Genomic DNA, 14,019 nt, shown 5'->3' on the forward strand with positions numbered 1-14,019 from the left:
GCTTGGTAGCGCGTCTGCATGGGGTGCAGAAGGTCCCCGGTTCAAATCCGGGCGCCCCGACCAGTAGAGCCGCGCACCGGGCTGGAACGCGACCCGGCGCGCGTCGGCCCCGAAGACGGGCGGCTCCCGATCACCCTGGCAGCGAGGCAGGGAGCTCGCGGCGAGCGCTCCCCCAGTGACTCGTGCCTCCAGTCGGCTAGCTGACTCTGCGGACAGAAGACCTGTCTCCGCTCCTGTGACTGGCTTGCCGCCCCGCGCTCGGCATCAAGGGCGTCCATCATCCCGCCGATAGCGCCGCCGAGTATTACAAGACACTCAGGAGGCTCGGCGATGAAGGCGACCGCTCTCGTGTTGGTGACTCTGTTGTGCCCTCTTGTGACACAGGCCAAGCCGCTGTCGATGCCGAAGCCTTTCGCAGAATGTCGCGCGGACTTCGACGCGGCGATCGCCAAGGCCAAGAAGGATCGGCGCGGCTACCGGATCACGATGGACACCAAGGAAGTCGCCGAGCTCAAGGTGGAGACCGAAGGACACGGGACACTGACGGTGACCTGCATCGCCCTGACCAACACCATGTTGATCGACTCCACGAAGCCCAAGGAGGCCTGGGAGAGGTGACCTAGCGGAGCAGGAGCCGCACCAGCAGCACCGCGCTGATCGTGAGTCCGATCGCGACCACCAGGCGGCGCACGATCGCCTGTCCGAGTCTCTTCGCCATGCCGGCGCCCGCGAAGCCGCCCAGCACTCCGCCGGCCATCATCACCAGCGCGTAGCGCCAGTCGACGCGGCCCGCGAGCGTGAAGGTGATGGCGGCCAGGCCGTTGATGCAGACGGCGGCCAGGTTCTTGAGCCCGTTCATGCGGTGGATGTCGGTGAGTCCCAGGAGCGCGAGCGAGGCCAGCATGAGGATGCCGATGCCGGCGCCGAAGAAGCCGCCGTACAGCGCGACGACCAACTGGAACGCGGAAACTGCGGCCAGGTGGCCGATGCCGCGGCGGTCGCCCTGCCCCGGCTCGGTGAGTCGCGCGGACCAGCGGCGGATCGGGTCCTGCGCCATGAACAGCACCGTAGCGCCCAGCACGAGCAGCGGCGCGAGCTTCGCGAACGTCGCGTCGCCCACGCGGTCGGCGGTGACTGCGCCGATCACCCCGCCGATCAAGCTGGGCAGCGCCATGGCGGCGAGCAGGCGGCCCTCGCCTCGGATCTCCTTGCGGTAGCCCCAGAACGCGCTCATCGAGCCGGGCACGAGCGCCATGGTGCTGGTGGCGTTGGCAGTCACTGCGGGGACGCCGGCGGACAGGAGCGCGGGGAACGTCAGCAGCGTTCCGCCGCCGGCGATCGAGTTCACCCCGCCCGCGCAGAACGCTGCGGTGAAGAGCACCAGGTCCGTGAGCACGCGCGGGGTTTTGCCACACGGACGAGTCCACTGCAAAGCGATAAGCTGCGGCGCTCGAGGGACACCCCCTCAGGAGGACGACGAATGATCGGTTACACGACGCTGGGGACCAATGACATCCAGCGCGCGGCGAAGTTCTACGACGCGCTGCTCGGCGAGTTCGGCGCCAAGCGCGCGATGGAGACCGACCGGCTGATCCTCTGGGCGACCGGCCCGGGCCAGCCGATGCTGTCGGTGATCAAGCCCTACGACGGCAAGCCCGCCACGGTGGGCAACGGCGTGATGGTCGCGCTCCTGGCCAAAGACAAGAAGCAGGTCGATGCGATCTACAACAAGGCGATCTCGCTCGGCGGCAAGGACGAAGGCAAGCCCGGTGACCGCGGCGGAGGGTTCTACGCCGGTTACTTCCGCGACCCGGACGGGAACAAGCTGAACGCCTTCTTCATGGGCTGATGCGTTCGTTTCGAGCGCCGAGCCGGCTCGCGCTCGGACTCTTCGTCGCCGCGCTCGCGGTCACTCCGGCCGCGGGCGCGGCGACTCCCGCCGAGTCACTCGCGGCGGTGCGCGCCGATCCGGAGTATGTCGAGATCGGCGGCTTCGACGGCGTCGCCGTCGACTTGCGCTACGCGAGCACCAACAACTTCGTGCACACCAACGTGTACGGACCGTTCGACCGCGCCTTCCTGCGCCGGCCCGCAGCCGAGAAGCTGCGCGCCGCGCTGCGCGCGCTGCGGCGCGAGCACCCGGGCTGGAAGCTCCGCGTCTTCGACGCGCTCCGGCCGCGCAGCGTGCAGCGGATCTTCTGGGCCCGGGTCGTCGGCACGGCGCAGCAGCCCTACGTGGCCGACCCCGAGAAAGGGTCGCTCCACAACTACGGGTTCGCGGTCGACCTCACGCTGCAGGACGAGACCGGGAAGGAGCTCGACATGGGCACGGGCTTCGACGACTTCACGCCGCGCGCGGAGCCCGTGCGCGAGGCGGAGCTCCTGAAGTCCGGCCAGCTCAGCGCCGCGCAGCTCGAGAACCGGCGGCTCCTGCGCCGGATCATGACCGGCGCCGGCTTCGCGCAGCGGCCCAACGAGTGGTGGCACTACGATGCGCTACCGCTCGAGGACGCGCGCAAGGACCACCCGATCCTCGAGTGACTCTAGAGCGCTTCGAAGTCGGCGGGCAGCGGCGCCGAGAGCTCGGTCTCGGGTCCGCGCTGGGCGAGCCGCGCGCGCAGGGTCGCGGCGTGGAGCTGCACGCGCGACGCCGCGCTGGGCGTGCCTTCGCGCCAGGGCGGACCGTAGAGATCGTCGCCGCAGATCGGCGTGCCGCCGGCCGCGAGGTGCACGCGCAGCTGGTGCGTGCGCCCGGTCCTGGGCAGACACTCGACGAGCGCGCGCTCGGCCGAGCGCTTGGCCACGCGGAAGCGGGTCTCGCTGGGCCGCGTGTCGCGGGCGGGGCGCGGGCGCAGCTCGAAGCGGAAGCGCGGCGGGGTCTTCGCCGGACCCATCGGGCCGCTCACCGTCCACTGGTCCTCGCGCGGCGCGGGAGACACGAGCGCGAGATACATGCGCGCCACCCGGTGCTCCTGCAGCGCGCGCCCCAGGAACCCCGCCCGCTCGCCGTTGCGCGCGAACAGCACCACGCCGCTCGTCTGCCGATCGAGCCGGTGCACGGCGCGCAGCTCGGCGCAGCCGAGTCTCTCGCGCAGCGCGGCCTCGAGCGAGATGCGCTGGCTCGCGCGCGTGCCCTGCACGGGCAGCCAGGCCGGCTTGTTCGCGGCCACGACGCCGTCGGCGTCCCAGAGCACGGCGTCGTCGGGCAGCGGCACGAGCTCCGGCTCGTAGGCCAGCGCGTACAGCGCCACGTGTACGCCTTCGCCCACCTCGCGCGGCGGGCGGTCCAGGGGCACGGGCCGCGCGTCGAGCCAGATGCCGCCGTGGTGCAGCACGCGCGCGAGCCCGGCGGCGTCGAGTCCGGCGCGCTCGCCCGCCTCGCGCACGAACGCGTCCCAGGCCACGGGCGCCGGCGCCAGCCAGCGCGTGGAGCGCACCGGCGGGTCGAAGCGGCGCGCGGCCGGTGACCCGACCGGCCGGAAGCGGTGCTCGAGCTCGGCGTCGTCGGGGTCCGACACGCGCCGAGGCTATCAGATAAGATCGCGCGCGAGATGGGAACACTCGACGGACGGGTGGCGATCGTGACCGGGGGCGCGAGCGGCATCGGCGCGCGCACCGTGCGCGTGTTCGCCGAGCAGGGCGCGCGCGTGGTGATCGGCGACATGCAGGAGGAGGCCGGCCGCGCGGTGGCCGCCGAGCTCGGGAAGTCGGCCGTGTTCCAGCGCACCGAAGTGAGTCGCGAGGACGAGGTGCGCGCGCTCGTGCAGCGCGCCGAGAAGGAGTGGGGCCGCCTCGACTGCATCTTCAACAACGCGGGCTTCGGCGGCGCGCTGGGCCCGATTTCCGAGACACCGGTGGAGGAGTTCGACCTGTCGTTCGCGGTGCTGGTGCGCGGCGTGTTTCTCGGCATGAAGCACGCGGCGCCGCTGATCGCGCGCCAGGGCGGGAGCATCATCAACACCGCGAGCGTGGCGGGCATCGTCGCCGGCTACTCACCCCACACCTACGCCGCCGCCAAGGCCGCGGTCATCCAGCTCTCCAAGTCAGTCGCGCTCGAGCTGGGGCCGCAGCGCGTGCGCGTGAACGCGATCTGCCCGGGCTTCATCGCCACGCCGCTCGCGCTCAACACCGTGGGCCGCAAGGCCAGCGCGGAGGAGCTCGCCGCCGCGAGCAAGACCATGGCCGAGGCCCAGGCGATCCCGCGGCCTGGCGATCCGGACGACATCGCGCAGATGGCGCTCTTCCTGGCCAGCGACGCGTCGAGCTTCGTGACGGGTCAGGCCTTCGCGGTCGACGGCGGCTTCGCGGCCGGCCGGCGCTGGGAGGAGCAGCCCGACATGTTCCGGCGCTACCGCCCGTTCCGGATCTACCGCCCGGCGAAGTGAGCGCGGCCTCACAGATCTGAGGCGATCGGTCCGATAGCGCCCGGCATGGCACGGACTCGCCGCCGGCGCCCCGTCGCAGCGCTCCTGACGCTGTGTGTCGTCGTGTGTCTCGCCGGTGTCTTCGTGTGGCAGTGGTTCGAGCTGGTCTCCGGAACGCCGGCGTTCAGCGGCGAGGAGACGGGCATCATGAGCCTCGACGAGGCGCTGGCGCGCTACCGCGGTCACTTCGCGTTTCCGCCCGACCGCCGCTTCCAGGTCGCCCTGCGCGACGTGCACCGGATCGTCACCGGCAAGGCCGCGCCGGTCGAAGCCAAGCCTTCGAGCGCCCAGCCGGGCTGGGACTTGCGGGTCGACGGTCACACGGCGGGTCACGTCTCGCCCCTGCCCACCTTCGACGAGCTGTTCGGGGTGCTCGTGAGTCACGCGAAGGAGGCCATGACCACCTCGCGCGTGGTCGCCGGGCGCTCCAAGGAGCGACCGCAATGGCCCAACGGTGAGTTCCTGCCCGACACCGCGTTCCCCGCCCTGGCCTCGCTCCAGGCGGACTGGGAGGGACCGGGACGCGATCCCGACACGGCGGAGCGTGCGGCGCGGCTCTTGACGGGCCTGTTGCTGCAGGCGCGCACCCGGCTCGATGTCGACGATCCGCTCGCCGCGCGCGCGCTCGCCGCCCTGGCGGTCGCGCATGCGCTCGACCCGAACGCGGTGAAGTCGGAGGAGTGTCTCGCCGCGTACGTGCTCGACTACTCGTCCTACTGTCTCGGCTTCGGCGAAGCGGATGCCCTCGATCCGGCGGTGCACTCGTTCATCTCGGGCCACGTCTCGCAGCTCTCGTCGTTGGCCAAGGCGACGCCGCGCGGGCGCTATCTCGAGCTCCTGCTCCTGGCCCGCACGCAGGACCCGGCGCTGTGGCGCCAGGCCGCGGCCTCGTGGAGCACGTCGGCCCGCGACAAGGCGTTCGTGCTCGGCTCTGCGCTCGAGCGGGTCACCGCCGACACGAGCGACGTTCCGTTCGAGGTGCTCGCGACCTCGGCGGAGGCCTGGCTCGGCCAGAAGCCGCCCGAAGAGAGCCACGCCTGGGCGCTCGGCCTCTCGGCCAAGACGCTGCGCGCAGCCCAGACCGCCGACGCGCGGCTCGACGGAGTGTATCTCGACCGCGACGTCGCCTTCGCGGTCGAGGCTTCGCTGCTCGGGCAGGCGCTCTACCAGGCGCTGAGCTTCCCCTTGAACGTGCGCAGCTCGGCGCCCGAGGCGCGCGTGCTGTTCGCGGCACTGCCGCCCGGCCGGGAGGGCCTGGTCGGGGAGCTGCGCGACTGGCTCGAGCACAAGATCGATTGGTACGAGGGCAAGGACGTGACGGCCTGGCGTCAGGCCCGGGCCGCAGACCCGAGCTTCTCCCTGGGCTCCCGCGGCCGGAGCGCGCTGCTCGGTGACTCCGGCTGGATGCCCCGCAGCGACGAGCCCGACACGGGCGTGCGCGAGCTCCTGTTCCAGGTCCTCGCGACGCTCGACTCACGCCCCGAGCACCGCCGGGTCGCCCTGCCCTTCGTCCGCAACCGCCTGCGCGATGCGGCGCGGGCAGACTGGCTCGAGACTTCGCTGGCGCGCGACAACCAGCTGCTCGCGCCTGACTCGTGGATCGCGGCGCTCGGGCGACACGTGGGGCCCAAGGCGGTGCGCTCGGAGGTGCTCGCCAACCCGATCGCATCGGGGATCACGGTATCTGCGCTGCGCTGGCTGGGCGACGCGACGAGCTCGCCCGACGTCGGCCCGATCTTCGCCGACCTGTGGAAGCGGCCCCATCTGCGCGGGCTCGCCTATGCACCCTACGAGAGCTACCTGAGCGGCCGCGAGGACTACGCCGCTGCGGAGCGGCTCGCGCGCGAGTATCTCGTGGACCCCGCGTCCGCTCCGGGCGGGCTGCGCGACGTCGCCACGACCGACCTCGCCGCCAGCGTGCGGCTGCAGGGCCGGCAAGAGGAGGCCTGGCAGACCATCGAGCCCCTGCTCAAGGGCGAGACCACGGCCTACCACGAGGGGCTGATGGCGCTGGTCGACCTGGGCCGCTACGACGAGGCCGAGTCACTGGGCAAGGACGCGCTCGCGCGCTACCCGGGCTCGGTCGAGATCCGGGCGGGCATCGCCGCGGCTCGCTGGCGCGCCGGCCGTGATGACGAGGCGGTTCGCGCCGTGAGCCCGCCCGAGGCGACGCTCGACGACGAGGCCTTCCGCGGCGCCGTGGCCGAGCACTTCTGGTACGCGCTCCGCGACGCGCCGGCGAAGTCGGTGATGGAGGCGTTCGAGGCCTTCGCGCGCAAGAACGAGTCACGGCCGCGCGCGGTCGCGCTCGCCGCCTCGTTCGACGCGCACGGCCGGCACGACGTGGCACACGAGATGTACGCGCGCCTGGAGCTCGTGGGTGAGGCCTGGCTGAGTCTCAAGGCGGCCGGGAGCGAGGACGAGGCCACGCGCTGGGTGAAGAGTCTCTCGCTCGGGTCGGAGGCCGCACCCCGCTACTACGCGGCCGGCGCCTGGGAGCTGCTCTTTGGGGCGATTCCGGAGTGGCGCCCTTCCGACTCGGTCTGGCTGCTCCGCGCCGCGGCCGTGGCTCGCGACCCGGAGACTGCGCGCCGGCATGGCGCGGAGGTGCGCTCCCATTTCGCAGGCGAGCCGAAGTCCAACGAGCAGTATCTGGCGCGCCTCGTGCTCGGTCTCGATCGCGATGCGGCGTTGCTAGCGGGCAAGCTGAGCGCGCGAGAGCTGTGTCAGGTCTCCTGGGCGCTCGGTCTGGCGGCACAGGGGCGCGAAGACCTGCCGGCGGCCGTCGACTTCTACGAGGTGGCCGCCTCGACCGGCCAGTCGAGCGCCGACTGCTTCGGCTATGCGCGCCGCCAGCTCGACGAGTGGCGGCGCAGCGACGTGCCTTTCGACAAGTCCTGGACGCCGAAGCTCCCTGATCTGTTCGTCGCGACCCGCTGACTCATACGGGGGCGCCGTGCGCCAGCACGGGGTACTGCCGCTCGGGCGCGGCGCACGGCTCGCGCGTCACCTGGCCGCCGGCGCCCGGCCGCAACGCCACCGCGCCATCGGGCGCGAACTGCACGATGTAGGCGCGGCGCTCGTCGGGGGTCAGGTTCGGGCCCGTGGCGTGCGGGGTGAGCGACGAGAACACCACGATGCCGCCGGCGCGCACTGGCGCCGCCAGCGGCTCCGACGGCGGCTCGTCGAAGCACACGAAGCCCAGGTCGGTGCCGCGGTGCGCGAGCGTTCCGCCGCGGTGCAGGCCGGGCACGACACGCGGGCAGCCGTTGTCTTCGGTGGCATCGGTGAGCGCGACCCAGCAGGTGAGATAGGCCTCGGGCTCGACGAACGTGTAGCCGTTGTCCTGGTGCCACGGGAACGGCGCGCGCGTGCCGGGCTTCTTGTACACGGCCTGGTCCCAGTAGAGCCGCACGTCGGGGCCGATCAGGTCGTGCACCAGGTCGCAGAACACCGGGTGACGGCAGAAGTCGCGCAGGAACGGCGAGCGAGTCACGAGGTGGGTCGTGAAGGTGATCTCGTCGGCGCGCGCGATCGCGAAGCGGCCGTTGGGCTGCGTGCGCAGGAAGGCCTCGGCCCTGGCCTCGAACGGCGCGATCTCCTGGGCCACGCGACTCACCGTGGCCGCGTCGAACGCGCCTTCGAGCACGAAGAAGCCGCGCTCGTCCCAGCTCTTGGCCTGCTCGGCGCTGATGCGGCGGAACGGGCCGCGCGGCGGCTGCCACTGGAACCCGCGACTCCAGGCATGCGCGCTGGGCTTCACGCGCGGCGCCCCCAGCCCGGCCAGCCCCGCAGGCGCGGCTCGGGCAGCGGCGGCGGCTCCGGCAAGTCACCGGGCGCGCGCGGGAAGGCGATCGGAGTCACGGCCGAGTCGACCACGGCGCCCGGCGCGATGCCGGCGCGGTCGACCGACGGGTGGAGCTGCTTCGAGTCCTTCCGCGTGGAGCCGTCCGCGAAGTAGATCACCGTGTGCACGCGCCGCATGTCGGGGGTGGAGTTCGGGCCCGCCACGTGGATGGTGAGCCCGTGGTGGAACACCACGTCGCCGGGCTCCACGGGCACGAACTCGGGCGGCACGCCGCGCGCCTCCTCGCCGTGCTCGAGGTCGAAGCCGGTGCCGGTGAAGATGTTCGAGAATCGCTTCACCCCGAAGTGATGCGAGCCGGGCACGTAGCCCATGCAGCCGCTCTCGCGCCTGGCGCCGTTGAACGAGATCCAGGCGGTGACCGTATTCGGCTCGTTCAGCGGCCAGTAGGGCTGGTCGTGGTGGGCGTCGGTGCCCCGCCCGCCCGGCTCCTTGTAGAGGGCCTGGTCGTGCCAGACCCGCAGGACCGGCCGGTCGAGCAGCTCACTCGCCACCTGCCCGAGCCGCGGGTGGAAGGTGAGCGGGCGCACGTCGGCGAAGTCCTCCCACAGGTTGATGCACTGGTGGAAGGACTGCTCGTAATGCGTGCGCTCGGCCAGGGTCCGCGTGTCGTGCGCGGTGCGCGCGGCCACCGCCCGATCGACCGCGGCGCCGAAGCGCGCGATCTCCTCGGCCTGGAGCAGGCCGCGCAGCGCCACGAAGCCCCGCTCGGCGAACTCCTTGCGCTGCGTCTCGGTCGTGATCGACACGGCTCAGTATAATCCGGCGCTGATGGCGAAGAAGAAGACGGCGAAGCGAGTCGCGAAGAAGCCCACGGCCCCGAAGAAGCCCGCCAAGACGCGCGGCGAGCCGGCGGCGCAGGATCCCGTGGCGGCCGCGCTCGCGCGCCGCCGTGCGGCCCTGATCCGCGCCTGACCGGGCCTGCGCTCGGCCTGACTTCAGATCGCCGCGGCGACCCTGCGCAGCGCGATCAGCTCGTCGCGCACCGCAGCCAGGCCGGTGCGCGGCAGCGGTGACTCGGAGCGCCGCGCGTCGCGCTGCAGCTCGAGCAGGCGCTTGCGCGCGCCCTCGATCGTGAAGCGCTCGGCGTAGAGCAGGTGCTTGATGGTGAGAATCGTCTCCAGGTCGCGGCGCCGGTACATGCGCTGCTTCGAGCGCGACTTCGGCGGCGCCATGGCCTTGAACTCGGTCTCCCAGAACCGGAGCACGTACGGCTCCACGCCGATCAGCTTCGCGACCTCGCCGATCCGGAAGTAAGTCCGGTCGGGAATCTTCGCGAACTCCTTCTCGACTGCCTCGATCACTTCTTACCCCCCACACCCGATTGACTACCCTCGCCCATGGCTCGCTGCGCGGCCCTACGGGCCTTGTGGCTCGGCTCAGGGCGGCCTTCGCCTCGCCTCGCAGTTACTCGGTCAGGCAGCTACTCGTCGTCGTCCTCGTCATCGTCGTCGTCGTCGCCGGTCTCGGGCGCCTGGCCCTCGTTCAGCGCGTTCTTCAGCACCAGGCTGGGCTTGAAGGTGAGCACGCGCCGCGCCTCGAGCTGGATCTCCTCGCCGGTCTGGGGATTGCGCCCTTTGCGCGCGTTCTTCTCGCGCACGATGAAGTTCCCGAAGCCGGAGAACTTCACTTTCTCTCCCCCCACCAGCGCGTCCTTGATCACGTCGAACACGGTCTCCACGAGCTCCGCCGACTCCTTCTTCGAGAAGCCGACGCGCTCGTAGATCGTCTCGACGATGTCCGCCTTGGTCATGCTCTGCCCTCCTCCGGACTCTCGAAGAACCTCGCGACTCAGCGCAGCTCCGCAGCGAAGCGCTGCGCCAGCATCGCCACGATGCGCTCGGTCGTCTTCCCCACCTCTGTGTCCTGAAGCGTACGGTCCCCGCGCTGAAACACCAACCGAAAAGCGATGCTGACCTTGCCGGCGGGGATGCCCTTGCCCTCGTATCGGTCGAAGATCTCGGCCGACGCCAGGACCTGGCCGGCGGTCTTGCGGATCGCCTCGAGCACCTCGCCGGCCGGCCGGCTGCGGTCGAGCAGCACCGCCAGGTCACGGCGGACCGCCGGATACGGCGAAGGATCGCGGTAGCGGGGTGTTTCGGGCGCCAGGCGCAGACACGCCTCGAGCTCGAGCTCGAACACGGCGCAGGGCGCGGCGATCTCGAAGGCGCGCGCGACCTCGGGGTGCAGGTCGCCCACGCGACACAGCACGGTGTTGCCACGGCGCAGCTCACCCGAGGCCCCCGGGTGCAACCAGGGCACCGTGGCTCCGGCGTGGAACTCGCTCGGGAAGCCCAGCTCGCGCAGCGCGGCCTCGGCCGCGCCCTTGGCCACGAAGAACGGCGGTTCGGGTGACTGGGGCTCCCAGAGACTCGTGCGGCCGCCGCTGATCACGAGACCGGCGGCGCGCAGCGGCTCCTCGGGCAGCTCGCCCGCGCGCGCCAGGAACACCCGGCCGACTTCGAACACGCGCACGCGCTCGACCTGGCGCGCCAGGTTGCGGGCCGCCGCGTGCAGCAGGCCCGGCAGCAGCGTGGTCACGAGCTCCGAGCCCTGCCCGGGCATCGGGTTCTCGATCTTCACGGCCCGGCGCTGGGCAGCGTCGGGGCCGAGCCGGAGCGCGTCGAGGTCCGCCGGCACCATCGCGGGGTACTGGCGCAGCTCGACCAGGCCGGCCCGGGCGAGTGACTCGCGCGCGCGCTCGGCCAGCACGTAGGGCGCGGGCCGGCTCACCGGCGAGACCCGGCCCAAGGGCATGGTGGCCTCGATGCGGTCGTAGCCGTGGATGCGCGCGACCTCTTCGCACAGGTCGGCGGCGATCGCGAGGTCGTTGCGCCAGCTCGGGATCGCGCAGCGCAGCTTGCCCGCCGAGGGCTGCGCACTGACTCCCAGGCGCGCGAGCAGGGCGATGACTTCGGCGCTGGCGAGGCGGGTGCCGAGCAGGCGGTTGGGGTGCTCGGGGTCGAGCACGATCTCGCCGGTGTGGGGCAGCGGGCTGCCCTTCGCCTCGACCCGGCCGCGCGCCACGCTGCCGCCCGCGAGCTCCGCGATCAGCCGTGCGCAGCGGTCGGCCGCGCGCGCCACGCCCTCGCGGTCCACCCCGCGCTCGAAACGGTACGAGGCCTCGGTGCGCAGCGCGAGCCGCTTCGAGGTGCGGCGCACGGAGACGGGGTCGAACTGCGCGCTCTCGAGCAGGAGGTCGGTGGTGGTGGCGCGCACCTCGGTCTCTGCGCCGCCCATGACTCCCGCCAGCGCGATCGCGCGCTCGGCGTCGGCGATCACCAGGTCGCTGGCGGCGAGCGTGCGAGTCTCGCCGTCGAGACACGCGAGCTTCTCACCCGCGGCCGCGCGCCGCACGCGCACGACGCCGCCGCGCAGCGTCAAAAGGTCGAAGGCGTGGAGCGGCTGGCCGTACTCGAGCAGCACCAGGTTCGTGGCGTCGACCACGTTGTTGATCGAGCGCATGCCGGCCGCCTCGAGGCGCTTCGAGAGCCACTCGGGCGACGGACCCACACGCACGCCGCGCACCACGCGGGCCACGTAGCGCGCGCAGCCGTCGGCGGCGCCGATCGCGATCTTCACGTCGTCGGCCGCGGCGCGCGCGGCCTCGGGGGGGTCGGCGGGCGGCATGCGGATCTCGCCGCCGAACAGCGCCCTCACCTCGCGCGCCATGCCCAGCATGGAGACCCAGTCACCGCGGTTGGGCGTGATCTCCACGTCGAGGATCGTGTCTCCCGCCTGCAGCACCTGGGACAGCGGCGCGCCGACCGGGGCCGCGGCGTCGAGCACGAGGATCCCGGCGTGGTCGTCGGACAGGCCGAGCTCGCGCGCCGAACAGATCATGCCCTCCGAGCTCTCGCCGCGGATCTTCGACTTCTTGAGCTTGGTACCGTCGGGCAGAGTGACTCCCGGCTGCGCCACGGCGACTTTCTGGCCCTGGGCCACGTTGGGCGCGCCGCACACCACCGACAGCGGCTCCGCGCCGCCCACGTCGACCTTGCACAGCGAGAGCCGGTCGGCGTTGGGGTGCGGTCTGCGCTCGACCACGTGGCCGACCACGATCGCCGAGAGCTCCGGCCCCGCGCGCACGACGTCTTCGATCTCGAGCCCCGCCAGCGTGAGTCGCTCGCACAGCTCGGCCTCGCCGGGCAGGTCGACCCACTCCGCGAGCCAGCCGAGGGGGAACCTCACGCCAGCGGCTCCAGCACGCGGACGTCGCCGTCGAACATGCGGTGGATGTTCGGGATGCCGAAACGCTGCATCGCGGTGCGGTCGATGGTCATGCCGAACGCGAAGCCCTGCCAGCGCGACGCATCGATGCCGCAGTTCTCGAGCACGCCCGGATGGATCATCCCGCAGCCACCCCACTCGAGCCAGCCGCCCTGCCACGAGAAGTCGAACTCGGCCGACGGCTCGGTGAACGGGAAGAAATGCGCACGGAAGCGCAGCTTCACGTCGGCGCCCATCAGGTGTCTCGCGAACGCGTACAGCACGCCCTTCATGTCGCCGAGCGTGACCCGCTCGTCGACCATGAAGCCCTCGATCTGGTGGAAGAACGGCGAGTGAGTCGCGTCGAAGTCCACGCGGTACACACGGCCCGGCGCGATGAAGCGGAACGGCGGCGTGCGGCCGGTCATGGCGCGGATCTGCACCGGCGAGGTGTGCGTGCGCAGCACGTGGCCGCCGGAGACGAAGAACGTGTCCTGTGAGTCGCGCGAGGGGTGGTCGGCCGCGATGCGCAGCGCGTCGAAGTTGTGCCACTCGGTCTCGACCTCGGGCCCGTCCTCGACCGAGAAGCCCAGCCCCGCGAAGAACTGCGCCATGTCGCGCTCGACGCGCGTGACCGGATGCAGCGCGCCGTGCGTGGGCGGCACGCCGGGCAAGCTGACGTCGAGCGCGCGCTCGGAGAGCGCCCGCTCCGAAGCCGCGCGCTCGAGCGCCTGCTCGCGCAAGGCGGCGTCGGCTTCGATGCGCGCCGCGGCGCGGTTCAGCGCGTCGCCGGCGGCCTTGCGCTCGGCCTGGGGCAGCTCACCGATCGCCCGCAGGCGCGAAGACACCGAGCCCTTGCGCCCGAGATAGCGCGCGCGCACCTCGCGCAGCGCCTGCACGGAGTCGGCGCCGGCAATGGCCGCGTGCGCCTCGCGGCACAGCGCCTCGAGCTCGTCGCTGCCCCCCGGCACGGCGAGCTCAGGCGGCGGACTGCGCGAGCTTCACCAGCTCCGAGAACGCCCTCGGCTCCGCGACCGCGAGCTCGGCCAGGATCTTGCGGTCCATCTCCACGCCCGCCTTCTTCAGGCCCGCGATGAAGCGGCTGTAGGAGAGCCCGTGCTCGCGCACGGCGGCGTTGATGCGCGTGATCCACAGGCGGTGGAACTGCCGCTTGCGCTGGCGCCGGTCGCGATACGCGTAGACGAGGCTCTTCTCGACCGCGAGCCGCGCCGGCCGCACGAGCGCGCCGCGGGCGGCGTAGAAGCCGCTCGCGCGCTTGAGAATTTTCTTGTGGCGCTTCCGTTTGGTGACGCCGCGCTTGATTCGCATGACGGAACTCCTGAGTACTCGACTTACGGACTTACAGATACGGCAGCATGCGCTTCAGGCGCGGCTGGTCGACGTCGTCGGCGACCACCATGCCCGTGACCTTGCGCTTCTGCTTGCGGGTGCGGTTGATCAGGCGGTGGCCCTTCCAGCCCTGCGTGCGCGCGATCTTCCCGCTGCCCGTCTTCTTGAATC

15 protein-coding genes are annotated in these 14,019 nt (G+C 71.9%); 6 read left to right on the forward strand and 9 right to left on the reverse strand.

The window, feature by feature from the left end; translation table 11 throughout:
- The first annotated feature begins 330 nt into the window (after positions 1 to 330).
- Positions 331 to 618, forward strand: coding sequence for a hypothetical protein (locus VMR86_22205; GenBank protein HTO09780.1), 288 nt, complete (start codon positions 331 to 333; stop codon positions 616 to 618).
- A 1-nt stretch (position 619) separates the two neighbouring features.
- Here VMR86_22205 and VMR86_22210 read toward each other — a convergent pair whose 3' ends face one another.
- Positions 620 to 1,396 carry a sulfite exporter TauE/SafE family protein gene (locus tag VMR86_22210; GenBank protein ID HTO09781.1) on the reverse strand — a complete coding sequence of 259 codons (777 nt, stop codon included), beginning with the start codon at positions 1,394 to 1,396 and terminating at the stop codon, positions 620 to 622.
- Positions 1,397 to 1,480: 84 nt separating this feature from the next.
- Between VMR86_22210 and VMR86_22215 the strand changes: the two genes are divergently transcribed.
- Together VMR86_22215 and VMR86_22220 are read left to right on the forward strand one after the other, a co-directional pair.
- Positions 1,481 to 1,849 (forward strand): VOC family protein, encoded by a 369-nt coding sequence (locus VMR86_22215; GenBank protein ID HTO09782.1) that lies wholly within the window; start codon positions 1,481 to 1,483, stop codon positions 1,847 to 1,849.
- Complete coding sequence (locus VMR86_22220; GenBank protein HTO09783.1) at positions 1,849 to 2,541, forward strand: M15 family metallopeptidase; 693 nt, start codon at positions 1,849 to 1,851, stop codon at positions 2,539 to 2,541. Before VMR86_22215 ends, VMR86_22220 begins: the two co-directional genes overlap by 1 nt.
- A 2-nt stretch (positions 2,542 to 2,543) precedes the next feature.
- Here VMR86_22220 and VMR86_22225 read toward each other — a convergent pair whose 3' ends face one another.
- Positions 2,544 to 3,518, reverse strand: a complete 975-nt coding sequence (locus VMR86_22225; GenBank protein ID HTO09784.1) for an RNA pseudouridine synthase — start codon at positions 3,516 to 3,518, stop codon at positions 2,544 to 2,546.
- Between the two features lie 33 nt (positions 3,519 to 3,551).
- Between VMR86_22225 and VMR86_22230 the strand changes: the two genes are divergently transcribed.
- Positions 3,552 to 4,385 (forward strand): glucose 1-dehydrogenase, encoded by an 834-nt coding sequence (locus VMR86_22230; GenBank protein HTO09785.1) that lies wholly within the window; start codon positions 3,552 to 3,554, stop codon positions 4,383 to 4,385.
- A gap of 45 nt (positions 4,386 to 4,430) precedes the next feature.
- Positions 4,431 to 7,364 (forward strand): tetratricopeptide repeat protein, encoded by a 2,934-nt coding sequence (locus tag VMR86_22235; GenBank protein HTO09786.1) that lies wholly within the window; start codon positions 4,431 to 4,433, stop codon positions 7,362 to 7,364.
- A 1-nt stretch (position 7,365) separates the two neighbouring features.
- On the opposite strand, the gene VMR86_22240 is transcribed toward VMR86_22235, so the two are convergent.
- Both VMR86_22240 and VMR86_22245 read right to left on the reverse strand, forming a co-directional pair.
- Complete coding sequence (locus tag VMR86_22240; GenBank protein HTO09787.1) at positions 7,366 to 8,187, reverse strand: phytanoyl-CoA dioxygenase family protein; 822 nt, start codon at positions 8,185 to 8,187, stop codon at positions 7,366 to 7,368.
- Complete coding sequence (locus tag VMR86_22245) at positions 8,184 to 9,038, reverse strand: phytanoyl-CoA dioxygenase family protein (GenBank protein HTO09788.1); 855 nt, start codon at positions 9,036 to 9,038, stop codon at positions 8,184 to 8,186. Before VMR86_22245 ends, VMR86_22240 begins: the two co-directional genes overlap by 4 nt.
- Positions 9,039 to 9,060: 22 nt before the next feature.
- On the opposite strand from VMR86_22245, the gene VMR86_22250 reads away from it, so the two are divergent.
- Positions 9,061 to 9,204 (forward strand): hypothetical protein, encoded by a 144-nt coding sequence (locus VMR86_22250; protein HTO09789.1) that lies wholly within the window; start codon positions 9,061 to 9,063, stop codon positions 9,202 to 9,204.
- 23 nt (positions 9,205 to 9,227) lie between these two features.
- Here VMR86_22250 and VMR86_22255 read toward each other — a convergent pair whose 3' ends face one another.
- From VMR86_22255 to rplT, 5 genes are all read right to left on the reverse strand, one after another.
- The gene (locus tag VMR86_22255) at positions 9,228 to 9,593 is read right to left on the reverse strand and encodes a MerR family transcriptional regulator (GenBank protein HTO09790.1); all 366 of its coding nucleotides are present in this window, start codon (positions 9,591 to 9,593) and stop codon (positions 9,228 to 9,230) included.
- A 119-nt stretch (positions 9,594 to 9,712) separates the two neighbouring features.
- Positions 9,713 to 10,042: an integration host factor subunit alpha gene (locus VMR86_22260; GenBank protein HTO09791.1), complete on the reverse strand. Its 330-nt coding sequence runs from the start codon at positions 10,040 to 10,042 to the stop codon at positions 9,713 to 9,715.
- A 38-nt stretch (positions 10,043 to 10,080) separates the two neighbouring features.
- The gene (gene pheT / locus VMR86_22265; protein HTO09792.1) at positions 10,081 to 12,480 is read right to left on the reverse strand and encodes a phenylalanine--tRNA ligase subunit beta; all 2,400 of its coding nucleotides are present in this window, start codon (positions 12,478 to 12,480) and stop codon (positions 10,081 to 10,083) included.
- Positions 12,477 to 13,439, reverse strand: coding sequence for a phenylalanine--tRNA ligase subunit alpha (pheS, locus tag VMR86_22270; GenBank protein ID HTO09793.1), 963 nt, complete (start codon positions 13,437 to 13,439; stop codon positions 12,477 to 12,479). The genes pheT and pheS overlap by 4 nt, the downstream gene beginning before the upstream one ends.
- Before the next feature lie 37 nt (positions 13,440 to 13,476).
- Positions 13,477 to 13,827 (reverse strand): 50S ribosomal protein L20, encoded by a 351-nt coding sequence (gene rplT / locus VMR86_22275; protein ID HTO09794.1) that lies wholly within the window; start codon positions 13,825 to 13,827, stop codon positions 13,477 to 13,479.
- Between the last annotated feature and the right edge of the window lie 192 nt (positions 13,828 to 14,019).

It is taken from the genome of Myxococcota bacterium (assembly GCA_035498015.1).
GTDB lineage: Bacteria > Myxococcota_A > UBA9160 > SZUA-336 > SZUA-336 > VGRW01.

Coding starts and splice junctions, on each gene's coding strand:
- VMR86_22215 (HTO09782.1), top strand. CDS start 1,481: ATGATCGGTTACACGACGCTGGGGACCAATGACATCCAGCGCGCGGCG.
- VMR86_22205 (HTO09780.1), top strand. CDS start 331: ATGAAGGCGACCGCTCTCGTGTTGGTGACTCTGTTGTGCCCTCTTGTG.
- VMR86_22235 (HTO09786.1), top strand. CDS start 4,431: ATGGCACGGACTCGCCGCCGGCGCCCCGTCGCAGCGCTCCTGACGCTG.
- VMR86_22230 (HTO09785.1), top strand. CDS start 3,552: ATGGGAACACTCGACGGACGGGTGGCGATCGTGACCGGGGGCGCGAGC.
- rplT (HTO09794.1), bottom strand. CDS start 13,827: ATGCGAATCAAGCGCGGCGTCACCAAACGGAAGCGCCACAAGAAAATT.
- VMR86_22260 (HTO09791.1), bottom strand. CDS start 10,042: ATGACCAAGGCGGACATCGTCGAGACGATCTACGAGCGCGTCGGCTTC.
- VMR86_22220 (HTO09783.1), top strand. CDS start 1,849: ATGCGTTCGTTTCGAGCGCCGAGCCGGCTCGCGCTCGGACTCTTCGTC.
- VMR86_22250 (HTO09789.1), top strand. CDS start 9,061: ATGGCGAAGAAGAAGACGGCGAAGCGAGTCGCGAAGAAGCCCACGGCC.